We start from the raw sequence: 15,253 nt of genomic DNA on the forward strand, positions 1-15,253 counted from the left end.
AAGCCAAGGAGCCAATGTGACTGACCAGCTGCTCATCGACCATAGTGATGCGGTACTGACCATCACCATGAACCGTCCGGAAAAGAAGAACGCTCTCAGCCGTGAAATGTATGCCGGTATGGCCGAGGCCATTCGCGCAGCTCAGGATGACAGCAGCTTGCGTGCCGTGATCATTCAGGGCAGCGAAGAATGCTTCACCAGCGGCAACGACATCAGTGACTTCGTAAACGTCGCGCCCGGAGGCAAAGGCAGCCCGGTGTACGACTTTCTCAAAACCATCTGCAACGCGGACAAGCCGTTGATCGCTGCAGTGAACGGTCCCGCCGTCGGCATCGGCACGACCATGTTGCTGCACTGCGACATGGTCTACGTCGCTGACGACGCGATGCTGACCATGCCCTTCGTTAATCTGGGACTCTGCCCGGAGGCGGCCTCCAGCTTTCTTCTTCCGCGCTTGATCGGACACCTGCGCGCCGCCGAAATGCTGCTTCTCGGGCAGGCAATCACTGGCCAACGCGCCGCTGATATGGGCCTGGCAAACTATGCATTCGGCACCGGCGCAGACGTAATGGACGCAGCCCGCACGGCCGCATTGCGCATCGCCGAGCTGCCGCCCGGGTCGGTACGTTTGACGAAACAGCTGATCAAGCAGGGCGTCAGGGAGACTGCCTGTGAAATCATGGACAAGGAAGGTGAACATTTCGCCAGCCTTCTTCAGGGTCCGGAAGCCAGGGAAGCGCTGTCGGCCTTTCTCGAGAAGCGCAAGCCGACCTATCCGGTTGCCTAGCCTGGTATCCCCGGCCGCCCGTTCCGGCGGGCCGCCTTGATCAGCCTTTGATGCTGAACCAGAGCATGATCGCGCGATTGATTGATCCCCAGAGAAAGATCTTGAGCCTGTGCAATCGAGGCAGAGTGCGCCATTGCTCCCGCGTCCATTCGCGGCTCATGCCAAAATCCGTCTCGAAGCTTTGCGTGATCGCCCGGTTCAGCCCTGTATCGACCAGATTGAGGTTAGCCTCAAGGTTCCAGTGCAACGTCCAGTGATCGAAGTTGCATGAGCCAAGGCTGGCCCAGTCATCCACCAGCACGGTTTTCAGATGCAGGAAGCGTGGCTGGTACTCATAAATGCGAATGCCTGACTTGAGCAGTTTCTGGTAATACCGTTGTCCTGCATAACGTATCGCCGGGTGGTCGTGAATACGACCGCTCAGCAACAGGCGCACGTCCACACCGCGGCGAGCCGCGCGCATCAGTGCCCGTCGAATTTTCCAGCTCGGCAGAAAGTAAGGGGTCGCCAGCCAGATGACTCTGCGCGAGCGGGAAATGGTCGCAAACAGCGCCTGTACCGTCTCGCGATGCTCCTGCGAGTCGGTGTATGACAACCTGGCATAACCATCACCCGACGGCGGCGATGGCGGCACCGATACCCGTTGTCGACGCGGCGGCAACAGCCTCAGACGCTTGCCGGACGCGGCCCACTGCCGCTCAAACAGGTCCAGACAATCAGCCACCACCGGACCGCGCACCAGCAACATCTGCTCATGCCATTGGGAGTAGCCCTTCTCGCCAGGTTGACAGAATTCGTCGGTGAACCCGGTTCCACCGATGAATAGCTGCTGCTCGTCGATTATCAGCAGCTTGCGGTGGTCGCGGTGGAAATTACCCTTGCCGCCAAACAGACTGATCGGGTTGTAGAAGCGCAGCGCAACGCCGCCAGCCAGCAGCCGTTCACGGTCATCGTCACACATGCCGTGGCTACCCAGCCCATCAAGCAGACACCGCACTTTAACGCCGCGCGCCACCGCATCAATCAGGACCTCGTTCACACGGCTGCTGCTCTCACCCGAACTGACCAGATACAGTTCAATATCAATGGCGTACTGAGCGCGCTGCATGGCTCCGATGATGCGTGGAAAAAACACCTCGCCATCTATCAGCAACTCGAACTGGTTGTTCTGCCTCCAGGGGTAAATCGGTGCGGGCATGGTGCTCCTTGGGCTTGGCCTGTTCCCATTCCGGGTGAGCCGCGCTGTCAACTCAACGGGCCTCCATCGCGACCACGATGAACGGGAACAGGCCCTTCCTACGGGACGCGGTAGTCATCCTGTTCGAGCAGGTCCAGGCCACACTGCAATTGACTGACCCAATCGAGAAAGGTGTTGATCATAGCAGGTCCGACAAAGGGTCGGCCGTGCTGCGGAACGATCATGTCAGGCTTCAGCGAGCGAATCATATTGGCCCACAAACGGCACGCCTTGTTGCCAGCCATATACCGCCGGTGGAAACCTTCCATGCTGGGAACATGCTCGTGGAAGTCGGTTACCGGCTCGGCATCATCGACCATCGAAGCGCCCATATCGCCGGAAAAAAGTATCCTGCTGACCGGATCGAAGAATTGCAGATTTCCCACCGAGTGCAGAAAATGCGCCGGCAACGCCTTGATTTCAGTTCTGCCGAGCGGAACGTTCTGCCCTCTGTCAGGCACCGCAATCATCCGTTCGGTAGTGCTCATTCCCTTGCTTTTGCTGAGATATCCCGCCGACAGATGGGGCAGGAATCGCGCCCACAATTTCGAACACACGACCTTGCAGCCGGTATGCAGGAACCACTTGTCCAGCGAAGCGATGATGTCCGGGTCCTGATGGGAGGCGAACACATAGGTCAGGTCGGCAATGGCGATGTGCTCGCTCACTGCCAGGGCGAGGGGCATATAGGTCAGGTCGCCGCCCGGGTCGAGCAGCGCATGCTGGTCATGATCGATGATCAGAAACTGATTGGACTGGACGCCGTCGCCCGTTACCAACTGATCAAAACACAACACTTTATGAGGTCCATTATCGAACAGCACTCTGGCCATAGCCTTCCCTTCTCTCCGGTTGAATACGCTTTACGCACGGCAAATCGGTTGTCACCGTGGCGGCGGAACTCGTTATAGAGCAAACCGGGGAAAGGCATGCTGACCTGCATCAACGGGCTTAACTTCTGAGGAATGTTGCCTCGGCAGTGGCAAACTCAATGACGTCCGGCATGAACGAGAGAAAGTCGCGCTCGAAGGCGCTGTATTCGGCTTCCAGTTCGGCTACCCCGCCAGGCAGGGTCGTCGCCCGGGTGAATCGCCTGGCGATGTTGTTCACCGCCTGATGCAGGTTGCTCAGTTCAGCATAGCTGGTCAGCCAGTCCTGCTGCGCCATACGCTGGATAACCGGCCAGGCCGACTGGGGAATCTGCGCGCGCTGAGCGAGCAGGACGGCATACATGTCCTGCGTGAAATGCTCGATGGGACGCTCGCTGTAGCGATGCCAGTGGGCGGCCAGCAGATGATCGTAGAACATATCGACCATGATTCCGGCAAAGCGCCGCCGCGTTGCGCTGACACGTGCCTTGCTCCGGATCACCATCGGATGCGCATCAGTAAAGCTATCGATACGCCTGTGCAGCCAGACACCCTGTTTGACCTGTTCAGGCAGCGACATGGAATCCAGCGGGCCTTTGACGAAGTCGCCGAGCAGACTGCCCAGCGCCAGCTCCGGTTGTTGCGGACCAAGAAACAGGTGCGCCAGAAAATTCATCAGGGCTGCCCGGCAGTCTCGTTCATCGCCCGCAGTTGAGTCTGCAGACGAGTGAGCGTGCGATTGGTCTGCAACCGGAAGCTGTCAATCGACTGGATCTCCTCCGCCACCAGCGACATGCGTTCCTCAAGCTGCCTGCGCAGTGCCGCGATTTCAGCGTCGACATCCAGGGTCGATACCTGCTCACTAAGCGTAGCCAGGGTCTGTTGCTGCGCAGCGAGTTGCTGCGCCTGCTGATCGAGCTGCGCTTCAAGCGGAGCCAGCTGCTCAACACCTTCACTCAGCGCCATAACCTGCGCATTGAGCATGGTCAGCTGGCCAGCCAGCGCGGTAGCATTTTCGTCATAGGCGTCAAGCCGGCCGCTCAGGGCGGCGGTCTGATTGATGACGTCGTCGAGGCGTTGTTGCTGCTTCGATCCGTGCTCCTTGAGCGTCGTACCGCCCTGCTCCACCTGCTCCAGCAGTTGTCCCTGACTTCCGACCACTTCGGATAACTGGTCGATGCGTCGATTCAGCGCATCCAGCTCACTCAGACTGGACTCGGTCGCGGTTACCTTGCCGGTGATACTTTCGATCTGCCCGGCTGCGTCTTCACTGATACGCGCAAAGCTGTTCTGTGTAGCCACCAGTTGTTGCTGCAAACGGGTCTGTTGCTGATGACTCCAATAGCCGAAACCGATCAGCGATAACGCCAGCGCCGCACACAGGGCCCATAATCCGCCAGCGCCGCGCTGAGCCGGCTCGGGGCGTACCGGCGCCCGCACGCCTGTTTCAGGCATGTCGTCACGCCGTGACGGAGAAATATACGCACGCTCGTCGTCGGTGGCACGAATACCTGATAACCCGTCAGACTGATCGTCCGTGCGGTCATCAGGCATATCTTGTTTTCTCATCTCGATCCTCGTAACCGAAGCGCTTCGTCATACCTATGCAACACATCGCACGTATTGTGCGTGCTCTGCCAGTGCATGACTAGGGTCGTATTCCTTAGTGATTTCCTGTTGGCGCTGGTGACCCAGCCAGCCAGGCAGTACTCTTGGATAAATACTTCAAGAGGGTCAGCGATGCATCAATGGATGATCTATGGTGCCAATGGCTATGCCGGGCGCCTGCTAGCCAGGGAAGCGGTCAAGCAGGGCCTGCAGCCAATACTCGCCGGGCGCAAACGACGGGACATTCAAACGCTTGCCACCGAGCTGGGGCTTGAACACCGGATATTCAAACTGGACGATAGCGCAGCCGCGCAGGCAGCGCTCAAGGATATAACCGTAGTGGCGCACTGCGCTGGGCCATTTTCTGCAACCAGCCGTCCCATGATCAACGCCTGCCTGGCCAGCCGGACGCACTACCTGGACATCACCGGCGAGATCGATGTATTCGTCGAGGCCCATGCTCGCAATGCCGAAGCGCAGGCTGCCGGCATCGTATTGTGCCCCGGCGTCGGGTTTGACGTTATTCCCACCGATTGCCTTGCGGCCTGCCTGAAGGAAGCACTGCCCGACGCCGATCGCCTGGCATTGGGGTTCGACTCGCGCAGCGGTTTTTCCCCGGGCACCGCCAAGACGTCCGTCGAAGGGCTCAAGCATGGCGGAAAGGTACGGATTGATGATGAGATCCGGACGGTCCCGCTGGTATACCAGAGTCGGGAAATAGACTTCGGTAACGGCACCAAATACGCAGTAACCATTCCCTGGGGCGACATTGCCACGGCCTGGTTCACCACCGGTATCGACAATATCGAAGTCTTCGTACCGATGGCTCCGAGTGCCGCATTGCGTCTACGCCGGCTCGACTGGTTACGGCCGCTGCTAGCGCTGCCACCGGTACAGGCCCTGCTCAAATTCCTGGCCGGCAGGCGGACAACCGGGCCTGATAGCGATCAACGCCGCGATGCGCCAACCTATGTATGGGGTGAGGCGCAGAATCCCGCAGGTAAAAAGGTAGTCGCGCGCGTCCAGACGGCCAACGGCTACGATGTGACGGTCCATGGAACCTTGTTCGCAGTGCGGCATATGTTGTCTGCTGAAGACATTCTTGCTGGTTACTTTACGCCCTCCCGGCTGCTTGGCGAGCACTGCGTAGAACAACTGCCGGGGTCGGGCACGATTGAAATCAGCTAGGGCATATCGTTTCAAGCCAGCGAGGTGCCTCGCGAACCAGCTGGTTGGTAAATGAATCCAGCAGGCGCCCGCCGTGGCGCCAGTAATGCCAGTACAAGGGCACCTCCACGCCTTCGCCAGCCGCCAGCTCCACTAACACGCCGTCTTCCAGCTCCTGGCGGATCTGCAGCGCAGGCACCATACCCCAGCCCAGCCCTGATACGAGCATCCTTACAAAGCCCTCCGAAGAAGGGCACAGATGATAGGGAAACTCGCCGACCAGTCCCTGCCCGCTGACAAACCGGTGTTGTAACTGATCATCCTGCCCGAACACGATCGCCGGCGCGCTCGCCACCGACCCGGCATTCAGCCCCTCGGGGAGATGTCGCCGGATAAAAGCGGGACAGGCCACTGCCAGATAACGCATATGTCCCAATAATACCGAGCGAGCGCCCGCTACCGGGTCGGCTGTTGCGCACAGACAACCAGCCACCTCACCGGCACGCATGCGGCGCAGGCCGACGTCCTGGTCATCAACCAGCAGATCCAGCAACAGGTTCTCGCGCTCACACAATCCCGCGACAGCCGTTGACCACCAGGTCGCCAGGCTGTCGGCGTTCAGCGCAATGCGTAGACGCGCGGGCGGATCACCTGGCCCGGCAATTGGCAGGTCTTCGTGCAGGTCCCGCTCGAGCAAGCGCACCTGCTGGACATGGTTGAGCAGGCGCTGGCCTACGGACGTTGGTCGGGGTGGGGACGCCCGCTGTAATACCGGTGCGCCGGCCCGCACCTCCAGTAGCTTGATCCGCTGCGACACTGCCGACTGCGATAAGCCAAGCATGCGCGCTGCCCGTTCGAACCCGCCGCATTCGACAACCGCAGCCAGGGCTGTCAGCAACTTGTAGTCCAGCATTAGTATTCCTTATGAAGCATGAGCAATATCTATTTCACTTATAAACTCAACGGTCGCAAGCTACCAGCTCCACCCTCCCGAGCGGACTGATAGCTGATGTTTTATCTGAGCAATTTCATCAACGGATTGTTTACTGCCGGCGGCCTGATCATGGCGATCGGCGCGCAGAACGCTTTCGTGCTGGGCCAGGCGCTGCGGCGCGAACACCATCTTGGCGCTGCGATGATATGCATGTTGTGTGATGCGCTACTGATCAGCGCAGGGACCTTCGGGCTCGCTTCGCTGCTGGATAGCCACGCCATGTTGTTGGCGTTCACCCGCTGGGGCGGCGTTCTGTTCCTGACCTGTTATGCCCTGCTCGCCCTTAAACGTGCATGCAGCGCGCAGAGTCTCAAAGCGGCTGAGCGAGCGCCGCGCTCGCTCGGCGCAGTCGTCGTGGCAACCCTGGCGGTAACCTTGCTCAACCCGCATGTCTATATCGACACGCTGGTGTTGATCGGCTCCATTGGTGCCCAGCAGCGTATACCCGAACTGTTTGTACTGGGCGCGGTCAGTGCATCTGTGTTGTGGTTCGGTTGCCTGGCTCTTGGTGCGGCACGATTGGCACCGGTGCTTTCTCGTCCGATGACCTGGCGCCTGATCGATGCAGGCGTGGCCATCATGATGCTGGCGGTCGCCTGGTCACTGGCTCGCCCAGCGCCATAGCCATGCTATACCCACACGCTTGTTACGTAGATAGGCCAGGCCCCAACTGCTATGATCTTGCCTTGCCGATTGACATGACGGGCAGCGCCCAGTTTTAAAAGAGGTGCTCACAATAGGCTGCCGGCCTCGCCAGCAGCCTGCTGTACCGAAAAATTCCGTTCCGAACCTGAAGATGGAGAGAAACCATGGCTTTTGAATTACCACCGCTACCCTACGAAAAGAACGCTCTCGAGCCGCACATGTCCGCCGAGACCCTGGAATTTCACCACGACAAGCACCACAACACCTACGTAACCAACCTGAACAACCTGGTTCCGGGCACTGAGTTCGAAGGCAAGGATCTGGAAACCATTATCAAGACATCCAGCGGCGGCATCTTCAACAACGCTGCCCAGGTCTGGAACCACACCTTCTTCTGGAACTGCCTGAGCCCGAACGGCGGTGGCGAGCCTACTGGCGAGCTGGCCGAAGCCATCAACAAGGCTTTCGGCTCCTTTGACAAATTCAAGGAAGAGTTCAGCAAGGCTTCGGTAACCACCTTCGGTTCCGGTTGGGGCTGGCTGGTGAAAAAATCCGACGGTTCGCTGGCTGTCGTAAGCACCAGCAATGCCAACAACCCCATGACCGATGGCGCTACACCCTTGCTGACCTGCGACGTCTGGGAACATGCCTACTACATCGATTACCGCAATGCCCGTCCGAAGTTTGTCGAGGCGTTCTGGAACATCGTTAACTGGGATTTCGTCGCGAAGAACTTCGCTGGCTGATTTCGGTTAAGCACGAAACAAACCCCGCTCCGGCGGGGTTTGTCATTTTTATGGCATTTTAATATGACTTTACTTTGACACCGGCCTTTCCATTGCCAATACTTGGGTCATAACAAGTCCGGGCAGTCACGACTGTCTCAGGCTGATACGCTTCGCCCGTAGTCGATCATGGATGAAAACAGTGAAACTGGAGCGCCGAGACAGCCTCTCCGTCAAGCTATTTCAGCAAGTCCTGTTGTGGGCATTCATCGTCGGGATCATTCTGAGCGCCGCTCAGATCATCAATGACCTGCGACTTGAACGTCGTTTCATAGACGAGACCGCTGAACAGATTCTCGCCATGTCGCGCGATCCCGCGACCCAGGCGGTATATAGCTTTGACCGTGCAATGGCCTCCCAGGTGGTTGAAGGCCTGTTCGAGCATAAAGCCGTGCGCTTTGTATCCATCGGCGACCCCCGGGAAGACTTTCAGGTTGTTCGCGAAGAGTCCCTCACCCATCAACCCTGGCGGGCGTTGACCGACCGCTTGCTTGGCGCAGACCGCCAGTATGCGATCGAGCTCAGAGGGCCCGAGCCAAGACACGAATATTACGGGCAACTGCGGCTCACGCTCGACACGGCTCCCTACGGACAGGATTTTCTGCAACGCTCGTTGATTGTTTTCATCTCCGGGATCCTGCGCGCGCTGACCATGGCGCTGGTGCTCTATCTGCTGTATCACATCCTGTTGACCCGGCCGCTGTCACGCATTCTCCGTAACATTTCCCAGATCAATCCCGACCAGCCGGGACGAATGTTGATTCCCGTTCTACCCGGCCACGAAAAAAACGAACTGGGGCTATGGATAAGCAAAGCCAACCAGCTGCTGGAGTCCATAGAGCGCAACAACAACCAGCGCCGTGAAGCTGAAGCTAACCTGCAGCACATGACCCAGCACGACAATCTCACCGGCTTACCCAATCGCAGCATGTTGCAGGATCAGCTCACCAGGATGCTGAGTGACGCCGGACGCCTGCAAAAAGGCGTTGCAGTGCTCTGTTGCGGGCTGGACGATTTCAAGGAAATCAACGAGCAATTCACCTATCAATCCGGCGATGCCCTTCTGGTAGCGGTTGCGGACCGACTTCGCGCCAGCAGTAGCCGATTGGGCTGCCTGGCCAGGCTGGGTGGCGATCAATTCGCGATGGTGCAAACCGGTATCAGCCAACCTTACGAAGCAGCAGAGTTGGCTCAGACCATTCTGGACGATCTGCAACGCCCGTTCGTGCTTGGGGATGGAACCGTCCGTTTGCGCGCCACCATCGGCATTACGTTGTTTCCGGATGACGGGACAGAGGCCGAGACGATATTGCAGAAAGCCGAGCAGACCATGATGCTCGCCAAGACCCGTTCACGTAACCGCTATCAGTTCTATATCGCCAGCCTGGACGCCGAAATGCGCGTGCGCCGTGAACTGGAAAAGGACCTGCGCGGTGCGCTTGATCGTCAGGAATTTCATCTGATGTATCAGCCGCAGGTCAGCTTTGATCAAGACCGTGCGGTGGGCGTCGAGGCTTTGCTGCGTTGGCAGCATCCCGACCGCGGCCTAGTACCGCCTGATCTGTTCATTCCTCTGGCTGAGCAGAACGGTTCAATCAACGCTATCGGTGAATGGGTACTCGAGCAGGCCTGCCAGCAGCTTCATGAATGGCATGTTGCAGGCTTCGCTGACCTGCGCATGGCGGTCAACCTCTCAACCGTGCAGCTGCACCATAGCGGACTGGCCGACAAAGTGGCGGCGCTGATGCAACGCTATGAACTGCCTCCGCTAAGCCTGGAACTGGAAGTGACCGAAACGGGCCTGATGGATGATATTTCCGCCGCAGCGAGCCATTTGAACAATCTGAAAAAAGCCGGCGTGCTGATCGCCATCGACGACTTCGGGACCGGCTATTCATCCCTCAGCTATTTGCGCGGACTGCCGCTGGACAAGATCAAGATCGACAAGAGCTTTGTGCAAGATGTTCTGTTGAACGAGGACGACGCGACAATCGTCCGCGCGATTATCCAGCTCGGCCGCAGCCTTAACATGCAGGTTATTGCAGAAGGCGTAGAAACCCTGGAGCAGCAGACATACGTAATCAACCATGGCTGCAATGAAGGCCAGGGATATTATTACAGCCGGCCACTACCGGCTTCTGCCGTAGCGGACTGGCTGCACCGATACAACACCCGGTCGCTGACGCCCCCGCTGAGCTTGCATAACTAATCACAGCGATACCCGGGCCCTTGGGCCCTGCTGAACACATCAATTCCGCTGCGCGCTTCGTCATCGCGTCCAGCTACGTAATACCACGCTGCGGTCAATTGGCGGCGATCCCTCACATCTGGATCACCGACGGTCTTGCCCTGCGCTGCAGCAGGAACCCTCCCGAGCAGGCCAACTCTACAACTACAACGCAAGGTTAATTCTGAGGAGATGTTTATGACCAAGCTCTCTGGAACAGCCGCTTGCTGCTGGGTAGCTGACGCGCCTGCCGGCGATTTCCCACAACTGACCGGAAACGCTGATTGCGATGTAGTGATTGTCGGAGCCGGCATCGTCGGGCTGACTGCTGCGATGACGCTATGCGAAGCGGGCAAATCAGTAGTGGTCATGGAGGCCCGGCAGGTCGGCCACCAGGTGACCGGACGCTCCACCGCCAAGATTACTGCACAGCATGCGCTGATTTACCGGCACCTGATCGACACCTTCGGCGAGGAGCTGGCTCAAACCTATGCCGACGCAAACCGCGAGGCCATGAAGCTGATCGAAACCTGGATCAACGATCTTGGCATCGAGTGCGATTACGAAACACGCTCTGCCTACGCCTACAGCTGCGACGCCGCTGGCCGACCAGCCATCGAGCGAGAGGCCGATGCCGCGCGGAGCCTGGGCTTTGATGCACGGGTGCTGGATGAAGCGCCTCTGCCCTTCGCAACCAGTGCCGCGCTGGAATTTCCCCAGCAGGCACAATTCAATCCCGCCCGTTACCTGACTGGCCTGGCTGCCGCGGTACAGGAACGCGGCGGACGTATTCACGAGCATACTCGCGCTATAAGCTCCGATCACGACGAGCGCTGGCAAATCGGCTTCGAGGGCGGTTCAGTGACTGCTGATCAGCTGATCATCGCTACACACATGCCCGTGGAAACGCCTGTCGATCTGGTCTCTCCAACCCAGCCCCGTTGCCATGTGGCCATGGCGTTCCGACCTGAAAACGGCTCTTCGCCGATAGAAGGCATGTTCATCGCCACTGAGGAACCCACCCATTCGATTCGCATGGGCCGCGACGCTGAAGGGCCGCTCGTGGTGGTGCTCGGGCCGCGGTTCAATACGGGACAGGATGACGACGTGGCCCAGCGCTTTACCGAGCTTGAAGACTGGGCTCGCCGTCATCTTCCGGTAGGCGAGGCTATCTGGCGCTGGTGCAATGAAGATTACGACACCCCTGACCGCTTGGCCTATGTCGGCGAAGCGGACCCTGAAAAAGCGCCCGGCCTGTATATAGCAACCGGCTTCAATGCCTGGGGCATCAGTAATGGCACCGCCGCCGGATTGGGTATCGCCCGGCAGATCACCACCGGCAGCTGGCCCTGGGGCACACTTTTCGACCCTGCCCGACCGAAACCCGACGATTACAACCAGAGCACGGATAGCCAGTCACAGGTGAGCGATCTGGATTCGATTGGCCCTGGCCAGGGCGGCGTGATTACGCGGGGCGAGGAAAAAATTGCCGTATGGCGCGACGACAGCGGCACCTTGCATGGCGTTTCCGCTACCTGTACCCATATGGGCTGCACGGTAACCTGGAATAACGCGGACCGCACCTGGGACTGTCCGTGCCACGGTTCGGTTTTTGGCAAGAATGGCGAAGTGATCCATGGCCCGGCCATGCAGAAGCTGGCACCCAAATCAATCTGATGCGACTCTTTAACCGATCCGGGCGGCACTCCTTGTAACCGTGGAAAGTCCCAAGCTGCGAGACTGTCGCCCTCGGCACGACGCTGGCCGAAAGGCCAGCCACGGAGATCCGGATACTGGGTGCTAGTCACCTTCAACAAAAAGCCCCGCACGGAACCAACCGTGCGGGGCTTTTGTATCAAGTGCGTTGCCTATTGAAAGAGCGACTCACCGGTCAGACCATGCTGTTCGAGAATATCGCGTAGCCGTTTGAGCGCCTCGACCTGGATCTGGCGTACCCGCTCGCGGGTCAGGCCAATCTCACGTCCAACCTCTTCAAGCGTGCTGCTTTCGTGACCACGCAAGCCAAACCGGCGCGCGACGACCTCTCGCTGCTTCTCGCTCAGCTCGCCCAGCCAGTTATCGATACTGGCATTCAGGTCGTCCCCCTGCAGCAGCTCACACGGGTCTGTCGCTTGTTCATCGGTCAGGGTATCGAGCAGTGTCTTGTCCGAGTCCGGCCCCAACGACATATCCACCGAAGCGACTCGCTCGTTCAGCCCGAGCATGCGCTTTACATCGGCGACAGGCTTGTCCAGCAGATTGGCAATTTCTTCAGGCGACGGTTCATGATCCAGCTTCTGCGTCAGCTCGCGGGCGGCACGCAGATAGATGTTGAGCTCCTTGACCACGTGAATCGGCAAGCGGATGGTCCGCGTCTGATTCATGATCGCGCGCTCGATTGTCTGGCGGATCCACCAGGTCGCGTACGTCGAGAAACGGAAGCCCCGCTCCGGATCAAACTTCTCGACAGCCCGAATCAAACCCAGATTACCCTCCTCGATCAGATCCAGCAGGCTCAGGCCGCGGTTGACGTAGCGACGTGCAATCTTCACCACCAAACGCAGGTTGCTTTCGATCATGCGTTTGCGGCCCGCAGCATCCCCCTTCTGCGCTAAACGCGCGAAGTAGACTTCTTCTTCAGGAGTCAGAAGCGGGGAAAAACCGATCTCATTGAGATACAGCTGGGTGGCATCGAGCTGTTTGGTGAATTCGAAGGAGTTTTCGCGACGGTGGGTACGCGGTGAGGAAGCTCTGTTCAGTCCCGCCGGGTTCAACTCGGCTGGTGTGTCCATGTTGAGCTCCTCCACGTCCTTCGGTTCCCGCTCAAGCAGAGCGAGTTCGTCAGTCAGGGTTTGTACGGGCTCATTATTATTCACTGCCATTTTCTCTGCCCCATATCGATCTAAGTACGTCCGGATAGATGGAAAATGGCATCGAGGCCGCCCGTTCCATCTCTCACTGTAATTGACCGGCCAAGCCCCCGCTTGTTCCGGTCATGCGCACTATTGTTTTTGCCCGCCCTCCATGACAAACATATTAAGACCGAATGATCCTACCGCTTGGGCAAATAACTCAAAGGATCCACCGGCTTGCCTTGGCGTCGTATCTCGAAATGGAGCTTCACCCTGTCGGTACCGCTGTTGCCCATTTCCGCGACTTTCTGGCCGGCCTTGACCTGATCGCCCTCTTTCACCAACAAACGACTGTTGTGGGCATAAGCGCTCAGGTAGGTCTGATCGTGTTTGATGATAATCATGTCGCCATACCCGATCAGGCCACGGCCGGCATACACCACAGCCCCATTGGCGGCTGCCTTGACAGGCTGTCCCATTTCACCAGCGATATCAATTCCTTTATTCAAACTCCCGTTTGACTGAAAACGCGAGATCAGCGCGCCCTCGGCAGGCCAGTTCCAGCCATCGACGTTAGTTGGCACCTTGGCTACCGGAGCCGGGGTAGCGGGTTTAGCGCTCGGAGCAGGTTTAGCTGTCGGGGCGCTCGGCCTGGAAGTAACGGCCGGGGGCGTGGTACGGGGAGTCGCTCGCGGCACCGCCGCAGGCGGAGTCGGGCTTGGTTTGGAGGTAACGGTGCCCGCCGGCCGCACGGTAGTACGTAACCCTATGGTTTCAGTGGTACGCGGTTTGGTGGGTGATCTAGCGTATGACTGAGAAGGCCCGACGCGCAAACGCTGGCCGGGATAGATGGTAAACGGCTGGCGAAGACCATTGGCTGCAGCGACTGACTTCCAGTCCTTGCCGTATCGAAAGGCAATCTGATAAAGGGTTTCGCCGCGGCTGACAGTATGCAGCCCGGACGCCGGTGCCGGCTCGGCACGTTGGCCGCCGCGGCTGCGATCGTCGATAGGCACCATACCGGCCGGCCCTGCACAGGCTGTGAGCAGGCTGACCGCCAGGATCAGCAAGGCCCGCTTGGAATTGATAATCACCAGATGCCTGTCGAACACACTTCGCCCCATGTTCTGTAATCGTGAGAATAATAACGGGTGAAGCGACTGGCTCAGGTTCGCCCTCCCCACCACTCAAGTGCCGACACTAATAGCATGCCAAGCAGCATCAACGCCAACGCTACCAGCCAGTAGGATGGCTCCCCGGTCAGCGCCTGATAATGCGCCGGAGTGATATTGCTCTGCAGTAAAGGCTCCAGCTCGCCGCCGCTGTTTTCTCGCCAGCTGAGTGTTTCCTTCCATGGCCAGACCTTGTTCAGGGAGCCGACCATCAGCCCAGTCAGGAACGCCAGCGTAACATGACGCAGGTTATTCAAAAGCCACTGCAACACTCTGGAAAAGCTGAGCAGACCTGCGATACAGCCACATCCGAATACGGCGATGAAAGCCAGATCCATTGAGCGCACCGCGTCCAGCACCGGGGCATACAGACCCAGTAGCAATAAAATGAAGCTGCCGGATATACCTGGAAGAATCATCGCGCATATAGCGATCGAAGCCGCGACAAACACCATCGGCAAGGTCACTGGGAGTTGCAGGGGCACAGCGACGGTTATCAGATACGCAAAAGCAGCGCCGGCCAGCGCAGCTGACAGGGTAGCGATATTCCAGCGTGTGATCTGGCGTCCAATCACAAGGACCGAGATAAGAATCAGGCCGAAAAAGAAAGACCACAGATGTACCGGATAGGCTTCAAGCAAAAAGCTGATCAGCTTCGCCAGACTGAGGATACTGGTAAGCACACCCGCAAGCAGCGTGACCAGGAAGGTACCGTCAACGGATTGCCAGGTCTCCCTGACCCGCCCTTTCAGCAACCAGCCAAGCTTGGCCGGGCTACAAGCTGCAATCGCGCCGACAAGTCGGTCATAGATGCCTGTGATAAAGGCGATGGTTCCGCCGGAAACGCCTGGCACCACATCCGCGGCGCCCATTGCCATGCCCTTGAAAAAAACCGATAGGTACTGCACAA

Annotated in this window: 14 protein-coding genes; 6 read left to right on the forward strand and 8 right to left on the reverse strand. The window is 58.5% G+C overall.

Going from position 1 to position 15,253, the window contains the following annotated elements:
• The first annotated feature begins 16 nt into the window (after window positions 1-16).
• Window positions 17-787, forward strand: a complete 771-nt coding sequence (locus HG264_RS07600) for an enoyl-CoA hydratase (RefSeq protein WP_169407101.1) — start codon at window positions 17-19, stop codon at window positions 785-787.
• Window positions 788-827: 40 nt separating this feature from the next.
• On the opposite strand, the gene HG264_RS07605 is transcribed toward HG264_RS07600, so the two are convergent.
• From HG264_RS07605 to HG264_RS07620, 4 genes are all read right to left on the reverse strand, one after another.
• The gene (locus HG264_RS07605; protein ID WP_169407102.1) at window positions 828-1,985 is read right to left on the reverse strand and encodes a phosphatidylserine/phosphatidylglycerophosphate/cardiolipin synthase family protein; all 1,158 of its coding nucleotides are present in this window, start codon (window positions 1,983-1,985) and stop codon (window positions 828-830) included.
• A gap of 98 nt (window positions 1,986-2,083) precedes the next feature.
• Window positions 2,084-2,857: an MBL fold metallo-hydrolase gene (locus HG264_RS07610; protein ID WP_169407103.1), complete on the reverse strand. Its 774-nt coding sequence runs from the start codon at window positions 2,855-2,857 to the stop codon at window positions 2,084-2,086.
• A gap of 118 nt (window positions 2,858-2,975) precedes the next feature.
• Window positions 2,976-3,569, reverse strand: a complete 594-nt coding sequence (locus tag HG264_RS07615) for an ACP phosphodiesterase (RefSeq protein WP_169407104.1) — start codon at window positions 3,567-3,569, stop codon at window positions 2,976-2,978.
• Entirely contained in the window at window positions 3,569-4,462 is an 894-nt protein-coding gene (locus HG264_RS07620) for a hypothetical protein (protein ID WP_169407105.1), read from the reverse strand. Before HG264_RS07620 ends, HG264_RS07615 begins: the two co-directional genes overlap by 1 nt.
• 171 nt (window positions 4,463-4,633) lie before the next feature.
• Here HG264_RS07620 and HG264_RS07625 point away from each other — a divergent pair, with 171 nt between their 5' ends.
• A complete protein-coding gene (locus HG264_RS07625) occupies window positions 4,634-5,689 on the forward strand; it encodes a trans-acting enoyl reductase family protein (protein ID WP_256663812.1) in 1,056 nt (351 codons plus the stop codon).
• Here HG264_RS07625 and HG264_RS07630 read toward each other — a convergent pair.
• Window positions 5,682-6,581, reverse strand: coding sequence for a LysR family transcriptional regulator ArgP (locus HG264_RS07630; protein WP_169407106.1), 900 nt, complete (start codon window positions 6,579-6,581; stop codon window positions 5,682-5,684). The two genes, HG264_RS07625 and HG264_RS07630, sit on opposite strands and share 8 nt — an antisense overlap.
• Window positions 6,582-6,677: 96 nt before the next feature.
• Here HG264_RS07630 and HG264_RS07635 point away from each other — a divergent pair, with 96 nt between their 5' ends.
• From HG264_RS07635 to HG264_RS07650, 4 genes are all read left to right on the forward strand, one after another.
• A complete protein-coding gene (locus HG264_RS07635; protein WP_169407107.1) occupies window positions 6,678-7,286 on the forward strand; it encodes a LysE/ArgO family amino acid transporter in 609 nt (202 codons plus the stop codon).
• A gap of 185 nt (window positions 7,287-7,471) precedes the next feature.
• Window positions 7,472-8,053: a superoxide dismutase [Fe] gene (gene sodB / locus HG264_RS07640; RefSeq protein ID WP_169407108.1), complete on the forward strand. Its 582-nt coding sequence runs from the start codon at window positions 7,472-7,474 to the stop codon at window positions 8,051-8,053.
• Window positions 8,054-8,234: 181 nt separating this feature from the next.
• The gene (locus HG264_RS07645) at window positions 8,235-10,301 is read left to right on the forward strand and encodes a bifunctional diguanylate cyclase/phosphodiesterase (RefSeq protein WP_169409051.1); all 2,067 of its coding nucleotides are present in this window, start codon (window positions 8,235-8,237) and stop codon (window positions 10,299-10,301) included.
• A 216-nt stretch (window positions 10,302-10,517) separates the two neighbouring features.
• Window positions 10,518-11,996, forward strand: a complete 1,479-nt coding sequence (locus HG264_RS07650) for an FAD-dependent oxidoreductase (protein ID WP_169407109.1) — start codon at window positions 10,518-10,520, stop codon at window positions 11,994-11,996.
• Window positions 11,997-12,187: 191 nt separating this feature from the next.
• On the opposite strand, the gene rpoS is transcribed toward HG264_RS07650, so the two are convergent.
• The 3 genes from rpoS to HG264_RS07665 form a co-directional block, all read right to left on the reverse strand.
• Window positions 12,188-13,201, reverse strand: a complete 1,014-nt coding sequence (gene rpoS / locus HG264_RS07655; protein ID WP_169407110.1) for an RNA polymerase sigma factor RpoS — start codon at window positions 13,199-13,201, stop codon at window positions 12,188-12,190.
• Between the two features lie 170 nt (window positions 13,202-13,371).
• Window positions 13,372-14,295 carry a peptidoglycan DD-metalloendopeptidase family protein gene (locus HG264_RS07660; RefSeq protein ID WP_169407111.1) on the reverse strand — a complete coding sequence of 308 codons (924 nt, stop codon included), beginning with the start codon at window positions 14,293-14,295 and terminating at the stop codon, window positions 13,372-13,374.
• A gap of 41 nt (window positions 14,296-14,336) precedes the next feature.
• Window positions 14,337-15,221: a DUF368 domain-containing protein gene (locus HG264_RS07665; RefSeq protein ID WP_169409052.1), complete on the reverse strand. Its 885-nt coding sequence runs from the start codon at window positions 15,219-15,221 to the stop codon at window positions 14,337-14,339.
• Window positions 15,222-15,253 lie beyond the last annotated feature (32 nt).

This window comes from Pseudomonas sp. gcc21 (assembly GCF_012844345.1).
Taxonomy (GTDB): Bacteria; Pseudomonadota; Gammaproteobacteria; order Pseudomonadales; family Pseudomonadaceae; genus Halopseudomonas.